An 18,450-nucleotide genomic window follows, 5' to 3' on the forward strand; every position below is an offset into this window, starting at 1 on the left:
TTGGCCAGCGACTCGACCGGTCGAGCGTCGATCCTCTGCAACCCCAGGTCAACCATGCCCAGAAAATCCTGGTGGTTCGGCAACATGTCGAACGCCAAGGGCGCGACTTGCTTCTCGACCAACTGCGAGGTGTCTTCCGTGGCGCCGTGCAACAGCTTGAGCGTGACATGATAACGCCCCTCGGCGAGGTGGGCCCGGAAGCGCACGGTGATCGCCGCGCGCCGCCAGCCATTTTCGACCGGGCCGGGTTGCAGTGCGAAGTTGCCTCCACCGATCACCAGCAGCCTGGCTTCCTGGATGGTGAAGCTGATGTTGGGTTGAGTGATCGACTCATGCAGCAACGCCTCGACGTGAATCTCGATATCGTCGCCATACAGATAGCTGGAGGACAGCTGCTGGGTGTTGGTGAAGCAGGCGGCGCTGATGTGCCCCTCTTCGGTCCCGAAGGCCATCCCCTCCTGCCCGCCCATGAAGGACTTGCGCGTCACCGGTGTGACCCCGCCACTGGCCCAGCGACGTTGCTCGTCACGCATGTCGAGCAAATGCAGCTCGGCCATTTCATCGGGCGAGCCACTGGCCACGACCCGGCCTGCGCGCAGATAGATGACCCGGTGGCAGAAGCGCTTGACCATGCTCATGTCATGGGAGACGAACAGCAGCGTGGTGCCTCTGGCAGCCAGTTCTTCCAGCCGATTCAGGCATTTGAACTGGAAGGAGGCATCGCCGACGGAGAGGGCCTCATCGACGATCAGGATTTCAGGCTCGACACAGACCGAAACGGCGAAGGCCAGCCGTACCAGCATCCCGCTGGAATAGATCTTGGTAGGCTGGTCGATGAAGTCGCCGATATTGGCGAAGGCAATGATGTCATCGAAACGAGCGTCGATTTCCGCACGACTCAAGCCCAGCACGGCTGCATTCACATAGACGTTTTCCCGGCCGGTGAACTCCGGATTGAAACCAGACCCCAGCTCGAGCAACGCCGCAATCCGGCCATGCCCCTGGACACTGCCCCGGGTCGGCATCAACGTTCCGCAGATCAGTTGCAACAAGGTGGATTTGCCGCTGCCATTACGGCCGATGATACCGACGGTCTCCCCCCTTGCGATGGTCAGGGAAACATCGTCCAGGGCCCAGAACTCGCGATAGAAACGCTTCTTGCCGCGCACCAGCATCTGCAATAGACGGTCTTTGGGCGCATCGTAGATCTGATAACACTTGCTCAGGTTTTCGGCGCGGATGGCCACTTCAAACGACATCGGCAAAACCCTTTCATGAATCACGGCCATTATTGCGGTGCCACTGAACCTGTCCTTCGTTGGGCGCTGCGGATGAGTTAAGCACAGATGGGATAAAAAACTTCGAATGAATCTACACTGGGGCCTACTCCATGAGGATGCGACTCAAGGAGCATCCGCTATTGCCTTGAGGATCAAGCACCGATGCAGTCGTTCAGCACGTCCCCCGTTGCCATGATCAAGAGTGTCCTGATCAATCGAATCCTGATCTACGTGTTGATCCGCAGAGAAGTCATCGGTCGCTACAAAGGCTCGATGCTCGGTATTCTATGGTCGTTCTTCACGCCGGTTTTCATGCTGGTGGTCTACACATTCGTGTTCAGCGTCGTTTTCAAGGCCCGCTGGTCTGGCGGCGGTGAATCCAAGAGCGAATTTGCCTTGGTGCTGTTCGCGGGCCTGCTGGTCTTCAACCTCTTCTCCGAATGCGTGAACCGTGCGCCGGGCCTGGTGCTGGCCAATACCAACTACGTCAAGAAGATCGTCTTTCCACTGGAAACCCTGCCCCTGGTGTCGCTCGGCGCAGCGCTGTTCCACATGGCGGTCAGCGTCCTGGCCTGGCTGATGTTCTATATCGCCCTGTTCGGAACCCCACCGATCACCGCCCTGCTGCTGCCATTGGTGCTGTTTCCATTGGTGTTGCTGACGCTGGGCATCTCCTGGTTTCTCGCCTCGATAAGCGTCTACCTGCGCGATATCGGCCAGTTCATCGGCGTCATCATCACTGCAATGCTGTTTCTCTCGCCGATTTTCTATCCGCTCTCGACGCTTCCGCAAAGCTATCAGGCTGCCTTGCAGGCAAATCCCCTGACACTGCCGGTGGAAATGGTTCGCGATGTCATGTTCTGGGGCCGGCCGCCGCACTGGGAGCACCTGGCGGCTTATTCGGCAGTCTCGGTGCTGATTGCCTGCGCCGGGTTTGCCTGGTTCCAGAGGACACGCAAAGGCTTCGCCGACGTCATATGACGTTTGTTGCATGGCACCCCGTCCAGCAACCGCTATGCTGACTCATTGCACGGCTGGAGGCCTGGCGGGTGATTGAAGCCAACATCGATCCTGAAAAAGACCGCGTGTGCGTTACCGTATTGACCAAAGGACCAGAAAACCGCATGGACCAGATCAACCGTCTTGTTGATTGCATTGACCAACTGACTCGCTCGACACAATCCAGATCCATTGAGGCCTTGCAGTTGGTCAAGGAAATCGAAAATCGAGATCGGCTTATCAAACAACTGAACCTTGATTCAAAAGCGCTTCGCACCCGCCTGTCACTTCAAGAAGGCAAGACCGGGCGGCTGCGTGAGCGACTGCGGCTGGCCGAACAGCACCTCAAGGACGCCGAGGCATTAATCCAGACAAAGGAAAAAGAGGCTGTCGTGTTTTCCGATTGGGCGGTGGATTTGCGCGCCCAACTGGCGGCCAAGCAAGCCGAGTTGTTCAAGCTTTCCGACTGGGGCAACGCCATCGAACGTGCACCGCTGCGTTATTCGATACGCAAGCAATTGTATAAATTATCGCGCCGGGTCTATGCCTGGTTGCCCCTCACCGCACAGCAGAAAAGCAAACTGGCGCGTCGGCTTCGAAATTGGCTGAAACCCGGCAAGGCAACACCAGGCGAATCATCGCCAGACGCTGGTTTTGCGCTGCAAACTCTGCCACCGCCCGTAAACGTTGCCGTACCGTCCAGCCTCGGGCAGCCCATGATCCTGATGTTCGGCGTGATTGACTGGCACTTTCGCATCCAACGCCCACAAAACCTGGCCAAGGAATTGGCCCGGGCCGGACAAACGACTTTTTATATCTCGAACAATTTCATCGACGACGAGGCCCCCGGCTTCCAAGCAGAACCTTTGGAAGGCTCCCACCGGCTGTTCCAGATCCGTTTCAAGGTACGCGGTGCACCGGCCATCTATCATGCCCCTCCGTCAGCGGCCGTGATCCGCCAGTTGTGCGAAGGCCTGGCCATGCTCCTGGAAGCGGCGAACGTCGATGCCGCGGATTGCATTGTCCAGCACGCCTTCTGGTTTCCGCTGGCAAGGCGTGTCCCCAACGCCACCCTGGTCTATGACTGCATGGATCATCACGAAGGTTTCGGCAACGTTGCCCAGGAACTGCTCGACCTGGAAGTCGCCCTGATGCGCAGGGCCGATCTGCTGGTGGCGACATCCGACTGGATCGAACAACACGGCAAGCGGGAAAACCGCAACGTCGAGGTGATCCGCAACGCCTGCGAGTTCAGTTTCTTCAGCCGACGTCCCGACAGGGTCTACCGGGACCCTGCCAACAGAAAGATCATCGGCTACTACGGCGTTATTGCCGAATGGTTCGACCTGGACCTGGTCAAGCGGGTCGCCCAATCCTTCCCGCAGCACCTGATTCTGTTGATCGGCAGTGATATCGTCCAGGCAAAAAAACACTTCAAGGCCTACCCGAATGTGATCCTGGAAGGTGAAGTCCCGTATACCGCCCTGCCTTACTACCTCCACGCCATGGACGTTTGCCTGCTACCGTTCAAGGTCATGCCGTTGACCCTCGCCACCAACCCGGTCAAGGTCTATGAATACCTGAGCGCGGGAAAACCGGTGGTGTCGGTGAAACTGCCGGAGTTGAGCCAGTTCGGCAAACTGGTCTGGGCGGTTGAAGAGCCGACTGAGTTCATCTCGACCCTGCGCGGTGTCCTGGGGGCACTGCCGGAGGCCAGCGCCGCATTGGAGGCTCGTCAATCGTTCGCCCGAGGCCAGACCTGGCAGCACCGGGCCGCCAGCCTGCGCGATGCCATCGCGGCATTGCCCCAGCCCAAAGTCAGCGTCGTGGTGCTGACCTACAACAACCTCGAACTGACCAAGGCCTGCCTCGACAGCCTGTTGACCCAGAGCCAATACCCGAACCTTGAAATCATCGTCGTCGACAACCACTCCAGCGACCAGACCCCGGCCTACCTCAGCGCCTGGGCCGACGGCCACCCCGACCGGATCGTCATCCTCAACCCGGACAACAAGGGCTTCGCCGCCGGCAACAACCTGGGCCTCGCCGCCGCCAGTGGCGACTATCTGGTCATCCTGAACAACGATACGGTGGTCACCGCCGGTTGGATCAAAGGCTTGATCCGTCACCTGCAGGACCACAAGGAAATCGGCATCATCGGCCCGATCACCAACAACATCGGCAATGAGGCCAAAGTCAGCACCTGCTATGAGCAGTTGGAAGACATGCCCGCCGAAGCCGCGCAAATGACCCGCGCCCGCATGGGCGAGTGGTTCGAAATCAACACCCTGGCGTTTTTCTGCGTGATGTTCCCGCGCTCGACCTACGAGCAAATCGGTGGCCTGTGCGAAGAGTACGGCCTGGGGTTCTTCGAGGATGACGATTACTGCCGTCGCGTACAGCGGCGTGGCATGCGCGCAGCCTGTGCCGAAGACGTCTTCGTTCACCACCACCTGTCCGCCTCGTTCAACACCTTGGGAGCCAGGAAAAAACAGGCCCTTTTCGAAAAGAACCGGGCGATCTACGAGAGCAAGTGGGGATCCTGGGTTCCGCACACGTACCGAGACGTGTAGGCAGCCCCTTTGCATGCAAATTCAAGGGAGCCGATGAATCCGTGGCGAGGGAGCTTGCTCCCGCTGGGCTGCGAAGCGGCCCTGAACCCAGCCTCCGCAGCGTGTCAGGTTGGTCGCATCCTGCCTTTTTTGGGGCTGCTGTGCAGCCCAGCGGGAGCAAGCTCCCTCGCCACGGATCTTGGTTTGCCTTAATGGACAGCGTTATCCCTTTAGCCGAGACGATATTTTGCCCAGATTCAGCCTGAAGTACGCCGTGGTATTGTTGGTTTTACTGGCGAGTGCAGTGGTCGGCGTGTACGGTTTTTCTACGCTTGAACTGGCGTCCATGAACAGCGGCACCCGGACGATATTGCTGTCGATGGCAGCCCTGGCCGCCCTCACCGTCTTCACGCGCAAGCCACCGATCCTGCTTTGCCTGGGTTTGCTGGCGTGCCTGGCCATCGCCTGCGCACAGATTTGGCCGGTGCTTGTCGTAGCGGTGTTCGCGCTGTCTGCCACCGTGCTCGGCAGGTGGGTGCTCAGGCAAGCAGCCTCGGCCGACTGGAGCGTCCACCTGCTGGTGGGAGCAGGCGCGTTCGGTACGCTGACAGGCCTGGCGGCCTACTGGCCGATCAACTACCCCGGGCTGTATGGCGCGCTGCTGTTGTTGCCGCTGGCCTTGGGCCACAGACACGTCACGTCGATAGGCCGTGAACTGCTGCGCCACATCCAGGCCAGCCGATCAACGCAAACACCGGTCCAAACGGCGCTCGACGTACTGATCTGCAGCTTCGCCTGTCTTTACGTGTTGGTCGCCTTCATGCCAGAGGTCGGGCACGACGCATTGGCCATGCACCTCTTCGTCCCTTCACACCTGGCCCAGCGGCATCAATGGTCGTTCGATGCCAGCACCTATGTGTGGGCGGTCATGCCCATGCTGGCCGACTGGATCTATAGCATCGTCTATATGCTGGGCGGTGAAACGGCAGCGCGCCTGAGCAACAGCGCATTCACCCTGCTGCTGGCGTGGCAGATCCGCAACATGACCCTCTGGGCCGGAGGCTCTGCCACAAGTGCCCGTTGGGCAAGCCTGATCTTTGTGTCGACGCCCCTCGCCTTCGCTGAAAGCAGCAGCCTGCATATCGAGTCGGCGTGGACCGCCTTCATGATGGCCGGGACACTGGCGATCATGAAGGTCTCACGCTTCACGCCGGATCCCACGGAGCGCCTGTCGCAACTGCTGCTGGCCGGCATCCTGTTGGGCTTCGCCATGGCGACCAAGGCGGTGACCCTGAGCGTCCTGCCGGTGCTGTTGGTGATGCTGCTGGTGCAGTACAAGGCCTGGGCCGTCCCCGGCATCGTCAAGACTCTCCTGCTCGGCAGTGCCGGGCTGATACTGGCCGGTGCCACCCCTTACGTCTCTGCCGGGTACTTGACCGGTAATCCGGTGTTTCCGTTTTTCAATGCGATTTTCCATTCGCCACTGTGGCCGAACATCAATTTCGAACCGCCAGCCGCTTTCGGTACAGGGATGACCTGGGACACCCTCTATCGAATGGTCTTCAAGTCGCCTCAGTTCATCGAAGGGCGCGTCGGCGCGGCAGGCTTTCAATGGCTGTTGCTGCCCACGGCCGCCGTCGCCGTGCTGTTGAGCGGCAACAAAAAAGCCCTGTGCATCCTCCTGGTCGGCGCCGGCGCGATGTTCATGACGTTCCACTCAACGGCCTACCTGCGTTATGTGTTCCCCTCCTTCGCGCTGTTCTCAGTGATCCTGGCCCTGCCCTTTTCCGACCCCAGGTTCTTCCCCCGCAGCCTCGCCATCGTCGCCGGGGCCGTGTTGGTCCTGACCAATACCCGTTTCATCCAGGCCGCGACTTACTATGGCGACATCAACCCCTCTGCACTGTTGAGCCAGGCCGGTCGGGACGCCTACCTGTTGGAACGCCTGCCCATCCGAAACATGGTCGACACCGTCAACGCCTTGAATAGCGCAAACCAGCCCGTGGCAGTCTTTGCATCGCCCTTGATGGCGGGTTTGCATGGCGATGCCCTTTACACGTCGTGGTACAACCTGAAGTGGAAAAACGAATTCGACACGGTGACCTCGCCCTCGGAGCTTGCCCAACGCTTGCGCCGGCGCCAGGTGAACTGGCTGGTGATCGACCTCAAGTCCCTTCCCCAGGTGCAACTCGATCGGCTGCTCACGGTGTCCACGTCCTATGCCAGACTGGGTAACCTGGAGCTGCGCAAACTCAATGTCACCCACGACGAACACCTGCTCGACCCGCAGCTGTCCAGCCTCGAGGGCTGGAGCCTGACGTCACCCTCGACCTATGACGCGTCGCGCAAGATCCTGACCGTCAACGTCAAGACACCGGCCACACAGCGGGTCGAAGTGACGCCGGGACTGACGTACATCAACAGCGTGTCCGCACGCTGCGCAACGACGACCACCGCCGGAAGAATCCAGGCCAATTGGATGGACGACCAAGGCGACTTCATTACCACCAGCATCGAGACGTTTGACTGCACCACGCAATGGGAGACCCATGAGATGAGCGTCGTTGCCCCCGCAAATGCCACGTCCGTGATCATTTATGCATCCGGGCACACCGACACACCCCTGGAGTTCAAGTCACTTTCATTCAGGCAATAGCGGGCGATATCGATGAACTCAAAAACAGCGCTTTTCACGGACGAACAACGCGTCGCCGTCGTCATCCCCAGCTATCGGGTCACCGCGCACATCGTCGGGGTCATCGAGGCCATAGGACCGGAGGTCTGGCGCATCTATGTCATCGACGATGCCTGCCCGGACGGTTCCGGTGGGCATGTCCTGGCTTCTTGTAACGACCCCCGGGTCAAGGTGCTGCCCCATGAGGTCAACCAAGGCGTGGGCGGTGCGGTCATGACCGGTTACCGAGCAGCCCTCGCCGACGGTGCGAGTATCATCGTCAAAGTCGACGGGGACGGCCAGATGGACCCGACCCTGATCCCGCTGTTCATCGAACCGATCCTGGCCAGAGAAGCGGACTACACCAAGGGCAATCGGTTTTTCGACCTGGAAGAAGTCCAATCGATGCCGCGGCTGCGCCTGTTTGGCAACGCGGTACTGTCGTTGATGGCCAAACTGTCGACCGGTTACTGGGATCTGTTCGACCCCACCAACGGCTACACGGCGATTCACCGTGACGTCGCCAGGCTGTTACCCCTGGACAAGGTCAGCCAGCGCTACTTTTTCGAGACCGACATCCTGTTCCGCCTGAACACCGTGCGCGCCGTGGTGGTGGATATTCCGATGGAGGCCCGATACGGCGACGAAGTCAGTCACCTCAAGATCTCGAAGATCGTTGGCGAATTCCTGTTCAAACACCTGCGCAATTTCACCAAGCGCGTGCTCTACAACTATTATCTTCGCGACATGTCCCTGGCTTCGATCGAACTGCCGATCGGGATTGTCATGTTCTTGTTCGGCATCTTCTTCGGCAGTTATCACTGGTATGAATCGGCGCAGAACGGCATCGCGACACCCGCCGGCACGGTGATGCTCAGTGCACTGCCCATGCTCATGGGGTTGCAACTGATCATGGCGTTCCTCGGTTACGACATCGCCTCGGTGCCCAGCCGGCCACGGCAATCCAGGCGTGTTAAAACAACGTCATTGCGGGAAGAAAACTCATTAAAGCGCTGAGAGATTTTTTATCGGACCCGTCGCTCAAGGCATTGGATGTCGATGGCGGCGAGCGCCTCGAACTTCACGGCAAAGTGCTTGAACGCAAGCGAATGCTCCGGGAAGTCTTCGTGGAGTTCCACCACGCATTTCATCGCCTGGCAGACCGTTACTTCAAGGTCGAAGGCCTTGAGGTGGAGTTGGGGGCGGGCATCGCGCCCATGCGTCATTCATACCCTGAAGTACTGGCCACGGACATTGTCTCCACCGAACAACTGGACATGGCACTCGATGCCGAGGCAATGAGCCTGGACGATCACTCGGTCAGGGCCTTTTATGGCCAGAACTGTTTTCACCACTTCCCTCACCCCGATCGGTTTTTCACGGAACTGGAAAGAACGCTCAAGGTGGGCGGCGGGGCCATTTTGATCGAGCCCTTCCACGGCCCCTTTGCCGCTTTTCTCTATAAACGCCTGTTCAAGTCCGAAGGCTTCGACATGCACTTCCCGTCCTGGGAAACACCCTCGACCGGCCCCATGAACGGCGCCAACCAGGCGCTCAGCTACATCATCTTCGTTCGCGACAGGCAGGCGTTCGAGGGCAAGTACCCAGGCCTGGAAATCGTCCATCAGGAAATCTGCGGCAATTATCTGCGCTACCTGGTTTCCGGCGGCTTGAACTTTCGCCAGTTACTGCCTGATGTGTTGATCCCCGCGCTCAAAATCGTTGAAAAGCTGCTGCTCCCGTTGCGGCGGGTATTGGCGCTGCATCACATCGTGGTCATCAGGAGGACGTCTTGACCTTTATTCGGTATGGCGCCATCCAACTCGTGGCCTATGCGTTGGACATGGGCGCCTTTCTGCTGTTGATCGCGCTATTCGAGGAACAACCCGTGCTGGCCAACATTGCCGGCAAAGGCGTCGCCGGTGTGTTCGCGTTCTTTTTGCATCGGCACTTCACGTTCCAGTCGAGCCATGGCAGCAGCAAGGCTCAAGCGGTGCGCTATTTCTCGTTGCTCGCCATCAATATCCCGGTCGCGTCGGCGCTGTTCAGCGTGGGGCTGGCTATCGTCGACAACCCTGCTCCGGTGAAATTCGTCTGCGACGTGGCCTGCGTGGCCCTGACTTACTGGATCAGCAAACTGTTCGTATTTCATTCCGCGACGCATCCGCCGGTTCCCCCTGACCGCGCCGAAGGCGCATGACGATGAAGCTATTGATCACCGGCGCGACAGGCTACATCGGACAACGGGTGTCCGCCCTCGCGGCAGCAAGGGGACATGAGGTCATTTACGCGACGCGCCAGCCGGGTCCGGCCTCCTCTGCCTGGCTGCCTTATGACCTGCGGGGCCCGGCCCCCGCGTGCCCGGCCGGCATTCAGGCGCTGATCCATTTGGCCGCCGACACCTCGACGGGGACCGACGCCGGCGTGGACGACGAAGTCAACGCGGCCCAAGCGCTGATCCAGTGCGCCCAGCGAGGCTCGGCCAGGTTCATCTTCATCTCCAGTCAAACCGCCGAGGCCACGGCTCCGAGCAGTTATGGCCGGACCAAGTGGCGTATCGAGCAACACGTGCTGGCCGCCGGAGGCACCGTAGTCCGTCCCGGTCAAGTCTACGGCGGCCCCGAACGTGGGCTCTTCGGCTTGTTGTCAGGGCTGGTTCGTCGAAGCCCGTTCATTCCGATCCTCATGCCCGCGCCTGGCGTGCAACCCATCCATGTCGACGACCTCGCGGCCTCGATACTGGCCGTTGCCGAGCGCGACGACCTGCATGCCGAGGTCCTCAACCTGGGCGCCGTGCGGCCGATTGCCTTTGGCCGTTTCCTGAAGTCGATCGCGACGCACCGGGTCCGTGCCACTCGCCTGCCAATCCCCCTGCCAGTGCCATTGCTCAGGTTACTGCGCCGGTCACTCGGACGATCCTTGAGCACGAAACTGGGCCTGGAGCGGATTTTCTCCCTCATCCACCTGCCGCCCATGGACAGCGAGCGTTCCCTGCAAAAACTCGGCATCCAACTGCGCCCCCTTGCCCACGGCATGCATCGCTCCGGCCATGGGCAACGTCGAGGCCTTCTCCAGGAAGCCACGGTGCTCTTGCACTACCTGCTCAAACGCCCGCCGCACAGCAGCCTGGTCAGTCGCTATGCCCGGGCAGTGGAGCGTGCGGGAAAAACCCGCGCCGTCATTCATTCGCCCTTGATGATGGGCTGGCCGATACTCCTGACGCTCCTGGACAACCCCGGCGTCCTGCGCAAGCCCGACGGCCAGGAACTTGCCTGGCGCCTGCAGGTTGCACTCGCTATCGCCGAAGCCAGTCCCCAGGGCGCCCAGGTGTTTCTCGGCGTCCAGCAGTCGCGCAGCCCTGTCGTCACGCTGGTTGCGTTGGGACTCACTGCAGTCAAAGCATCGGTGTGGCAGCTAGCGGCGCTGTCGTGCCGCTCCTTTGCCCGCCAGCTGTTGCTTGGAAGTGAAGCCCACCGTGAAACCTGAATTCGATGTGATCATTGTCGGCAGTGGCCCGGCCGGGACTTCGGCGGCCTATCCACTGGTCAAGGCGGGCCTGAAAGTCCTCATGGTCGATGCCCAGGCCAGTAGCGGCTCATCGGAGCCGCCAACCCGCCCATTCCTCAACGCCAGGAGCAACGACGCGCAGCAGTGGAAATGGATGATCGGCGAAAACTTCCACGCCTTGAACCAACCGGACGCGGTATCGCCCAAACTGAAGACACCGACCCATGCCCATGTCTTCGAAGGGTTCAGCGCCGGCAATCGCATCGAGACCGACAATTTCATCGGCATCGGCTCGCTGGCAACCGGAGGCCTGTCCAATGCCTGGGGTTGCGGCGTGGCAACGCTGGGTGCCAGCGACTTTGCCGAGCTGCCCATCGATTATTCCGAGATGCAGGCGTCCTACGAAACGGTCGCCCGCAGGATCGGCATCAGTGGCCGGATCGACGACGATCTTTCAAGCTATTTCGGCCTTGATGAGTGGTCGCAACCGCCGCTACCACTGGACGCCCTGCATCAACGCCTGCTCGATCACTACGCCCGACGTCGTACAGCGTTTCCCGGCCTGGGGTTCCGCCTTGGCCGCTCCCGGGTCGCGGTCTTGAGCCAACCCCTGGACGAGCGCAAGGCCTGCGACCTGGCGGGAAACTGCTTGTGGGGCTGTCACAACCAGGCCTTGTACAGCGCATCGCAAGAGCTGCAAAAACTCAAGCAATACCCGGGATTCCAGCACGTCCAGGACTTCCTGGTGGACGAGCTGCAGAAACAGGACGGTTCATGGACGATCATCGATCCTCGCTCCGCCCGGCGCTGGCGCGGCACACGCCTGTTGCTGGCGGCGGGCACCCTGGCCTCGACCCGGCTCGCCCTCAAGGGCCTGAACCATTCGGCCCCGATACCGCTGCTGTCATCGCCGACGGCAGCCTTCCTGCTGTGGCTGCCGAAAATGCTCGGGACCCCAAGGGCGCCGGCATTTGGTCTGGGCCAGTTATCGTTTGCCCTGGCGCTGACACCCAGTGCCACGGCGTTCGGTTCGACATTCAGCACCACAGGTTTGCCCATGACCGAGTTTGTCAGCCGGATCCCCCTGAGCAAACGCTACAGCATCGAACTGCTGAAAAACCTGCTCAGCGCCTGCGTCGTCGGGAATCTCTTCCTGCCCGGGCACCTGTCTCACAACACGGTGGTCTTGCGCCCTGACGGTTCGTTGAGCATCAACGGCCACGAGCATCCGGAGCTCCCCGGGCTCATGAAGGCAGCCGAGGCAAAGCTGCGCCGGATCTATTGGAAAATGGGCGCGCTCTTGATGCCCATGAGCTTCACCGTCGGCAGGCCGGGGGCGGATATCCATTATGCAGGCACCCTGCCCATGCACTCGACGCCCAGGATCGGGCAGACTGATGGCCTTGGCGAAGTCGCGGGTCTTGGCGGCGTGCATATTGTCGACGGTGCCTGCCTGCCCAGTCTTACCGAAAAATCCCACACGCTGACCCTCATGGCCAACGCAGACCGGATAGCACGCTCACTTGCCATCACGATAGGAAATCAAAAGGCATGACCCGCAAGGTACTTTGCATCGTTGGTACGCGTCCGGAAGCCATCAAGATGGCCCCCGTGATCAAGGCACTCCAGGCCGAAAATAATATCGATTGCTGGGTACTCGCCACCGCCCAGCACCGAGGCCTGCTGGATCAGGTGCTGGAGGGGTTTGCAATCACCGTCGACCTGGACCTGGACCTCATGCGCCCCAACCAGTCATTGACGGCACTGACCTCACGCTTGCTGCTTGAACTCGACGGCGTACTGCAAGCCGAGAAACCGGACGTCGTACTGGCTCAAGGCGACACGACCACGGTCATGTGCGCCGCACTGGCGTGTTTCTACCTGCGGATTCCCTTCGGTCATGTCGAAGCGGGCCTGCGCACCTGGGACCTGTGCAATCCGTTCCCCGAGGAAGCCAACCGGGTGATCGCCGGCAAACTGGCTCGCTGGCATTTCGCGCCCACCCCGCATGCCGTGGACAACTTGCTGCGCGAGGGGGTCGCCGCCAGCGATATCACCCTGACCGGCAATACCGTGATCGATGCCTTGCTGATGACCGCGGCACGGGACTCAACCTTGGCTATCCCACTGGACGCCAGTAAACGCCTGGTGCTGGTGACCTGCCATCGACGGGAAAACTTCGGCGAACCGTTCCAGAATATCTGCCAGGCCCTCAAGGACCTGGCCGAGCGCAACCCAGGCATCCAGATTCTCTACCCCGTCCACCCCAACCCAAACGTCAAGGATGTCGCCCATCGATTGCTCGGCCAGACGCCGAACATCCTCCTCTGCGCACCGCTGGATTACGCGCCATTTATCGCGGCAATGAAGCGCTCTTACCTGATCATCAGTGACTCCGGGGGCGTGCAGGAAGAAGCCCCGGCCCTGGGCAAACCCGTGTTGGTATTGCGGGAAGAAACCGAACGCCCGGAGGCCGTCGAGCTCGGCGTGGTCAAGCTGGTGGGCACCAACCGGGACACCATCATCGAGCAGGCACAGCGTCTGCTCGATGACCCACAGGCTTACCAGGGCATGGCGCGTGGGGTTTCCCCCTATGGCGACGGCAAGGCCGCAGCACGCATCGTCGACGCTCTAAGACAGTACTTCCAGTCATGCGCATGATCTACCTGTCCCCGGTGCCATGGGCCAGCTTCAGCCAGCGCCCCCATCACTTCGTCAACTGGTATCACCAGCAGGCCGGGGCGTCGGTTCTCTGGCTCGATCCCTACCCGACACGCTTACCGACGCTGACCGACTTCAGGCGCAAGCCGCCTGTTGCCGATCAGCAAAGCGTCAACGTTCCACCCTGGTTGCGGGTCTGCAAACCCCAGAGCCTACCCATCGAGCCCCTGCGAGGCTCGGCTATGCTGCTCAAGCGACTGTGGCGCAACCTGTTCAAAGAGGCCGTGGCATTTTCCGCCCAAGGGCCCTGCATGATCTGCGTGGGAAAACCTTCCGAGCTGGCCTTGCAACTGCTGGCGCTGATCCCGCAAAGCCCTGCCGTCTACGATGCCATGGACGATTTCCCGGCCTTTTATCAGGGCCTGTCACGCGGTTCCATGGAACGTCGCCAGGCGCAGCTCATTCGCCGGGTGGGCACCGTACTGGCGTCCTCCAGCCCGCTTCGCGACAAACTCCTGGGCATGACCGACCAGGTTGAACTGGCCCTCAACGCCTGTGACATGCACGCATTGGCGCCGGTCGAGCGCCTGGACCTCGGAGCCAAGCAACAGGTGCTGGGTTATGTCGGCACGCTGGGTCGTTGGTTCGACTGGGACCTGGTCATAGCCCTGGCAAAGGCCAATCCCGGAAACCAAATCCGGCTGATCGGCCCCGTCTTCACAGCCGCGCCGTGCGTATTGCCTGCCAACATCGAGTTGCTCCCCGAGTGCTCCCACGCCAGTGCAATCGCGGCCATGGCAAGGTTTTCGGTGGGTTTGATCCCGTTCAAGCTCAATCGCCTGACCGCCTCGGTCGACCCGATCAAATACTACGAATACCGTGCCCTCGGCCTGCCCGTCATCTCCACCCGCTTCGGTGAAATGGCCCTGCGCAGCCAGGAACCGGGCGTCTGGATCGTGGATGAAGACAGCGATTTGCGTAAAACCGCCGTCGAAGCACTCGCCAGCCCAAGCGACCGCTCGACGGTTCATCAATTTCGTCAGGCGCACCTCTGGGCCCAGCGTTTTTCTGCGATCAATCTCAAAAACCGCCAATAACGGCCGATACCCAGGATAAGACCCCGCCACTGGGGCGCAGGACAGAACGGTAGGTCAGTCATGACAGAGATTTATTTGCTGATAGCGCACGGCACGGACCAGGGCGAAGCTTACGTGCTGGGCTGGTTCGACGACCGGAGCAAAGCCCGGGAAGTGGCCGAGCAGAAAGAATGGGAAGCGTACCGCGCCAGCCTGAAGGAGAAACACCCATGGTCCAGCCACAAGCCGCTGGCACCGGACCAGACGGACTACCGCCGCTACTGGATCAAGACCATTTCCAAATTCGAACATGTGCCAGTGCCAAGGTCCTTTGCGGTCCATTGATCATCACGCATGAATATTCGACGAAACGAGCGCTATCGGTGGCGGTCTAGACGATTAAGCCCATCCGATGAGAGCGTTCTTATGTTGAAATTCCTTGGCGGTACCGTAGGTATCATTTTCCTGATTGGCCTGATCGTAGTGATTGCGCTGTTCAAGTTCATTTTTTGAGCGTGGCGGCGGGGATCTTTGACTTGGTGTTCCACCTACCTGGAGAGCAGATCGCAATAAATGACAATCACAGGGACGGATAAGGCTGACTGGGAACCGCTGAACCTTGAATGGCATCAAGGCTTCGCATTCTTGGACGGTGTGCTGCTGGGCGATGGGCAAGTGCCTGATGTGTACATCATGCTCAACCCTCAAGGCACACGACCCAGCGAGTTGGCACAATGTGCCAGCGCGGGGCACTATCCGCCCTCGCCCTTGCTGGCCGGTCAGCCGGTTTGGCGGCATCGACGCAACCCGTGGGTGTTGCGCGAAGCCCTGCGTGATTACTACCTGCTTCCGGCCTACCGGGAGCGCCACGGCTACCAGGCGCTGCAACCCCTGCCGTTTCGGTTCGACAAAGGCCTGGAAAGCCTCGGTCACCAGTACTGGCGTGACGCAACTGGCGCCTATTGGTTCGGCGAGTACGCGATCACCCAAATCCACGAAGCGCGACCCGACAGGCTGGCCCTGTTGGCCTCGTCCCCGGCCTCGGTGACTTCAGCGTCCGCGCTGTTCTGCGACGGTGTGCATCTCTTTTTGCAGGGGCACATTATCGCCAGCGCCACGGCGCAGGTGCGGTATTGCAACCACCCGTCCTATCGAGTGATCGACGATCACGTCTATAGGGGCTTCCAGCCCCTGCACCAGAAGGACGGCACGCCACTGCCGGTCGCCAACCCGGACGACTTCCAGATGCTCGCCCAACGCTGGGGCACCGATGGGCAGTCGATCATCGTGCAAGCGCAGCAAGGCTCGAGCATTGCCTATGAATACTTCTACCGCATCGACAATGCCGACCTGGCGACCTTCACCGTGCTTAACGAACGCTACGCCAAGGACAAGCAACGCGCCTATTACCTGACCGGAAAAACCATTCGCTACGTGGGCGACTTCCACCTGCTCCAGTGCTGGCAGCCAGCGTTCGATGAAGGCGGCCGCGTGGTCAGCGCCATCGAATACGAGGATGAGTATTTTGCCGTGGACGACCAGTACATCTACGCCGCCGGGACCCGCCTGCGCGATGCCCATGGCCCGAGTTTTCGTCACTTGGGGTTCGATTACTACCGGGATCACCTACACGTCTACCAAGGCCGGAAACGCCTCGATGTCGACGTGGAGAGCTTCGTCGTGTCCCAGCCCTGTCGTAGTGACCAGGATTACTCACCCGTGCTGGCAGGTGACAAGCACGGCCCGCTGGGCTCTGGCGGCATCATCGATGCGGCCATGCAAGCGGCGTGGGCGCCTTACTTCGAAGCCCATCCGCAGTTGGAGGGTTATTGGTGGCACCGCTTGCAGGCACCACCTGAAGCCGCGCAAACATACACGGAAACGCTGCCGTTACAGGCCATCGGTCTCGGTTTTGAGCTGGGCGACCAGGTGTATTTCCATGGACGCGTGATCAACGGGCTGGACGCTGCGAGTTTCAAATTGCTGGACACGCATCTGTGCGGTGATGCCAACGGTTTGTATCTGATCCCATTCCATAACGCCGACACGGAAGTACCCGAACGTTTTTCCCCGGAATCGGCGGAACATTTTCGCTCACTGGGCTCACCCTACCTGACTGACGGCAAGACGGTGTTCTGCCACCGGATTTTTTACCATCCCCCGGAGCCGATTCGTAGGGCCCAAGCGGCTACGTTCGAATCCTGCGGCCATGGCTGGGCCAAGGATCAGGACACGGTGTATTACTACGGTGAGGCGAAAAAAAAGCTACCTCCCTCGGATACCCGCATGCTCGGCACCTATGCTGTCAGCCCTACGCTGATCTTCTCGGAAGGTAAGCCGCTGGACGTGGCGTTCGATCCCGATGAGGTCCACGTGCCCCACCCTGATTTTTTGCAGTTGGGCACGCGCAAGTTGTTCTGTCATCGACGCCCGTTGAGCGCCAAGCGGATCGACCTGGCCACCCTCGAGTTCCTGAATGACCGCTACGCCCGTGACCAACATCGCCTCTATCACTACGACGGTTATGCAACCCTGACCGAAGTCGACGAAGCGCATTACCGGGAATCCCTCGGCCAGCCAGCGGCAAGCGTTTAGAACTGCGTCACAACCGTAACGCCTGCGGTGTCAAACCGGTCCATGTTCATGAGCGCATCAATCGATTGCTCAAGGCTGATGGTCTTACCCACCAGTTTTTCAGGCGCCAGCTTGCCGGACGTGATCATCTCCATCATCGCGCCGTAACGGTGAGCCTGCATGCCATGGCTGCCGCAGATCTCCAGCTCGTAGGCAATGACCTTACTCATTGGGATCGAGGGCGTGCTGTGGTCCGCCAGCATCAAACCGACCTGGACATGCCTTCCACGCCGTCTCAGATTATTGATGGAGTTGAAGCAGGTCGTAGGATGGCCCAGGGCATCCAGCGAAACGTGAGCGCCGCCCTTCGTAATCTCGAGTACCGCCTCGGTGACATCCGCCACCCGGCTTGCGTTGATTGTCGCGACGGCACCGAGCGACTGGGCAAGCTTGAGCTTATCGTCGCAGATGTCGATGGCGATGACGTTCGCTCCGATAGCGTGGGCGATCATCACGGCGGAAAGCCCCACGCCACCACAGCCATGAACCGCCACCCACTGGCCCGCCGTGACCTTGCCTTGATCGACAACCGCACGGAACGAAGTGACGAACCGACAACCAAGGCTCGCCGCCGTGGCGAAGTCCATGTTTTCCGGCAACGCAACCAGGTTCAAATCCGCCTTGTGAATCCCCACATACTCGGCGAAAGAGCCCCAATGGGTGAAACCCGGCTGAAACTGGCTGTGGCACACCTGCTGGTTGCCGCTATTGCATTCCGGACACGCGCCGCAGCCGCCGACAAAAGGCACGGTGATACGATCGCCCACCTTCCATCGGGTGACATCCCGCCCCACCTCCGCCACGATTCCCGCCAATTCGTGACCGGGCACATGGGGCAGTTGAATGTCAGGGTCATGACCTTTCCAGCCATGCCAGTCGCTTCGGCATACGCCCGTACCCAGGACTTGAACAACCACACCGTGACGCTCGGGGGTCGGGTCTTCGACTGTCATCAAACGTGGGGGTTGGGAAAAGGCTTCGTAAACTACGGCTTTCATGAGAATCCCTCTACTTTAGAAAAGCGCTCTGTCTGAATCCTGGCTCGCGGACCGACCTTGCCGCGAACC

General features: G+C 60.3%; 13 protein-coding genes and 1 pseudogene. 12 read left to right on the top strand and 2 right to left on the bottom strand.

From position 1 onward, the window contains the following. Window positions 1-5: 5 nt before the first annotated feature. A pseudogene (locus AO356_RS32915) lies at window positions 6-1,259 on the bottom strand (ABC transporter ATP-binding protein); the annotation flags it as partial. 183 nt (window positions 1,260-1,442) lie between these two features. Here AO356_RS32915 and AO356_RS00760 point away from each other — a divergent pair. The 12 genes from AO356_RS00760 to AO356_RS00815 all read left to right on the top strand — a co-directional run bounded on the left by AO356_RS00760 (window position 1,443) and on the right by AO356_RS00815 (window position 17,344). Further along, window positions 1,443-2,261 (top strand): ABC transporter permease, encoded by an 819-nt coding sequence (locus tag AO356_RS00760; protein ID WP_060738156.1) that lies wholly within the window; start codon window positions 1,443-1,445, stop codon window positions 2,259-2,261. A 143-nt stretch (window positions 2,262-2,404) separates the two neighbouring features. Beyond that, on the top strand, window positions 2,405-4,852 hold the full coding sequence (locus AO356_RS00765) for a glycosyltransferase (RefSeq protein WP_060743044.1): 2,448 nt from the start codon (window positions 2,405-2,407) through the stop codon (window positions 4,850-4,852). A 226-nt stretch (window positions 4,853-5,078) separates the two neighbouring features. Then, the gene (locus AO356_RS00770) at window positions 5,079-7,487 is read left to right on the top strand and encodes a phospholipid carrier-dependent glycosyltransferase (protein WP_237140793.1); all 2,409 of its coding nucleotides are present in this window, start codon (window positions 5,079-5,081) and stop codon (window positions 7,485-7,487) included. 12 nt (window positions 7,488-7,499) lie between these two features. Continuing rightward, the gene (locus AO356_RS00775) at window positions 7,500-8,522 is read left to right on the top strand and encodes a glycosyltransferase family 2 protein (RefSeq protein ID WP_060738158.1); all 1,023 of its coding nucleotides are present in this window, start codon (window positions 7,500-7,502) and stop codon (window positions 8,520-8,522) included. 92 nt (window positions 8,523-8,614) lie between these two features. Then, the gene (locus AO356_RS00780) at window positions 8,615-9,301 is read left to right on the top strand and encodes a class I SAM-dependent methyltransferase (protein WP_237140794.1); all 687 of its coding nucleotides are present in this window, start codon (window positions 8,615-8,617) and stop codon (window positions 9,299-9,301) included. Next, the gene (locus AO356_RS00785; RefSeq protein ID WP_060738160.1) at window positions 9,298-9,705 is read left to right on the top strand and encodes a GtrA family protein; all 408 of its coding nucleotides are present in this window, start codon (window positions 9,298-9,300) and stop codon (window positions 9,703-9,705) included. The genes AO356_RS00780 and AO356_RS00785 overlap by 4 nt, the downstream gene beginning before the upstream one ends. A gap of 2 nt (window positions 9,706-9,707) precedes the next feature. Further along, window positions 9,708-10,991, top strand: coding sequence for an NAD-dependent epimerase/dehydratase family protein (locus AO356_RS00790; protein WP_081015302.1), 1,284 nt, complete (start codon window positions 9,708-9,710; stop codon window positions 10,989-10,991). Then, on the top strand, window positions 10,981-12,567 hold the full coding sequence (locus AO356_RS00795) for an FAD-dependent oxidoreductase (protein ID WP_060738161.1): 1,587 nt from the start codon (window positions 10,981-10,983) through the stop codon (window positions 12,565-12,567). The genes AO356_RS00790 and AO356_RS00795 overlap by 11 nt, the downstream gene beginning before the upstream one ends. Further along, window positions 12,564-13,673, top strand: a complete 1,110-nt coding sequence (wecB, locus tag AO356_RS00800; RefSeq protein ID WP_060738162.1) for a non-hydrolyzing UDP-N-acetylglucosamine 2-epimerase — start codon at window positions 12,564-12,566, stop codon at window positions 13,671-13,673. Before AO356_RS00795 ends, wecB begins: the two co-directional genes overlap by 4 nt. Beyond that, entirely contained in the window at window positions 13,664-14,770 is a 1,107-nt protein-coding gene (locus AO356_RS00805; RefSeq protein WP_060738163.1) for a glycosyl transferase, read from the top strand. Before wecB ends, AO356_RS00805 begins: the two co-directional genes overlap by 10 nt. 60 nt (window positions 14,771-14,830) lie before the next feature. Then, on the top strand, window positions 14,831-15,094 hold the full coding sequence (locus AO356_RS00810) for a hypothetical protein (protein ID WP_003203536.1): 264 nt from the start codon (window positions 14,831-14,833) through the stop codon (window positions 15,092-15,094). 228 nt (window positions 15,095-15,322) lie between these two features. Further along, on the top strand, window positions 15,323-17,344 hold the full coding sequence (locus tag AO356_RS00815; protein WP_060738164.1) for a DKNYY domain-containing protein: 2,022 nt from the start codon (window positions 15,323-15,325) through the stop codon (window positions 17,342-17,344). Here AO356_RS00815 and AO356_RS00820 read toward each other — a convergent pair. Continuing rightward, entirely contained in the window at window positions 17,341-18,381 is a 1,041-nt protein-coding gene (locus tag AO356_RS00820; protein WP_060738165.1) for a zinc-dependent alcohol dehydrogenase family protein, read from the bottom strand. The two genes, AO356_RS00815 and AO356_RS00820, sit on opposite strands and share 4 nt — an antisense overlap. Window positions 18,382-18,450 lie beyond the last annotated feature (69 nt).

This window comes from Pseudomonas fluorescens (genome assembly GCF_001307275.1).
GTDB classification, from domain to species: Bacteria; Pseudomonadota; Gammaproteobacteria; order Pseudomonadales; family Pseudomonadaceae; genus Aquipseudomonas; species Aquipseudomonas fluorescens_AA.

Excerpts from the sequence above, each read along its gene's own strand:
- AO356_RS00760 (WP_060738156.1), top strand. The coding sequence starts at position 1,443 with ATGCAGTCGTTCAGCACGTCCCCCGTTGCCATGATCAAGAGTGTCCTG.
- AO356_RS00765 (WP_060743044.1), top strand. The coding sequence starts at position 2,405 with ATGGACCAGATCAACCGTCTTGTTGATTGCATTGACCAACTGACTCGC.
- AO356_RS00775 (WP_060738158.1), top strand. The coding sequence starts at position 7,500 with ATGAACTCAAAAACAGCGCTTTTCACGGACGAACAACGCGTCGCCGTC.
- AO356_RS00780 (WP_237140794.1), top strand. The coding sequence starts at position 8,615 with ATGCTCCGGGAAGTCTTCGTGGAGTTCCACCACGCATTTCATCGCCTG.
- AO356_RS00790 (WP_081015302.1), top strand. The coding sequence starts at position 9,708 with ATGAAGCTATTGATCACCGGCGCGACAGGCTACATCGGACAACGGGTG.
- wecB (WP_060738162.1), top strand. The coding sequence starts at position 12,564 with ATGACCCGCAAGGTACTTTGCATCGTTGGTACGCGTCCGGAAGCCATC.
- AO356_RS00805 (WP_060738163.1), top strand. The coding sequence starts at position 13,664 with ATGCGCATGATCTACCTGTCCCCGGTGCCATGGGCCAGCTTCAGCCAG.
- AO356_RS00810 (WP_003203536.1), top strand. The coding sequence starts at position 14,831 with ATGACAGAGATTTATTTGCTGATAGCGCACGGCACGGACCAGGGCGAA.
- AO356_RS00815 (WP_060738164.1), top strand. The coding sequence starts at position 15,323 with ATGACAATCACAGGGACGGATAAGGCTGACTGGGAACCGCTGAACCTT.
- AO356_RS00820 (WP_060738165.1), bottom strand. The coding sequence starts at position 18,381 with ATGAAAGCCGTAGTTTACGAAGCCTTTTCCCAACCCCCACGTTTGATG.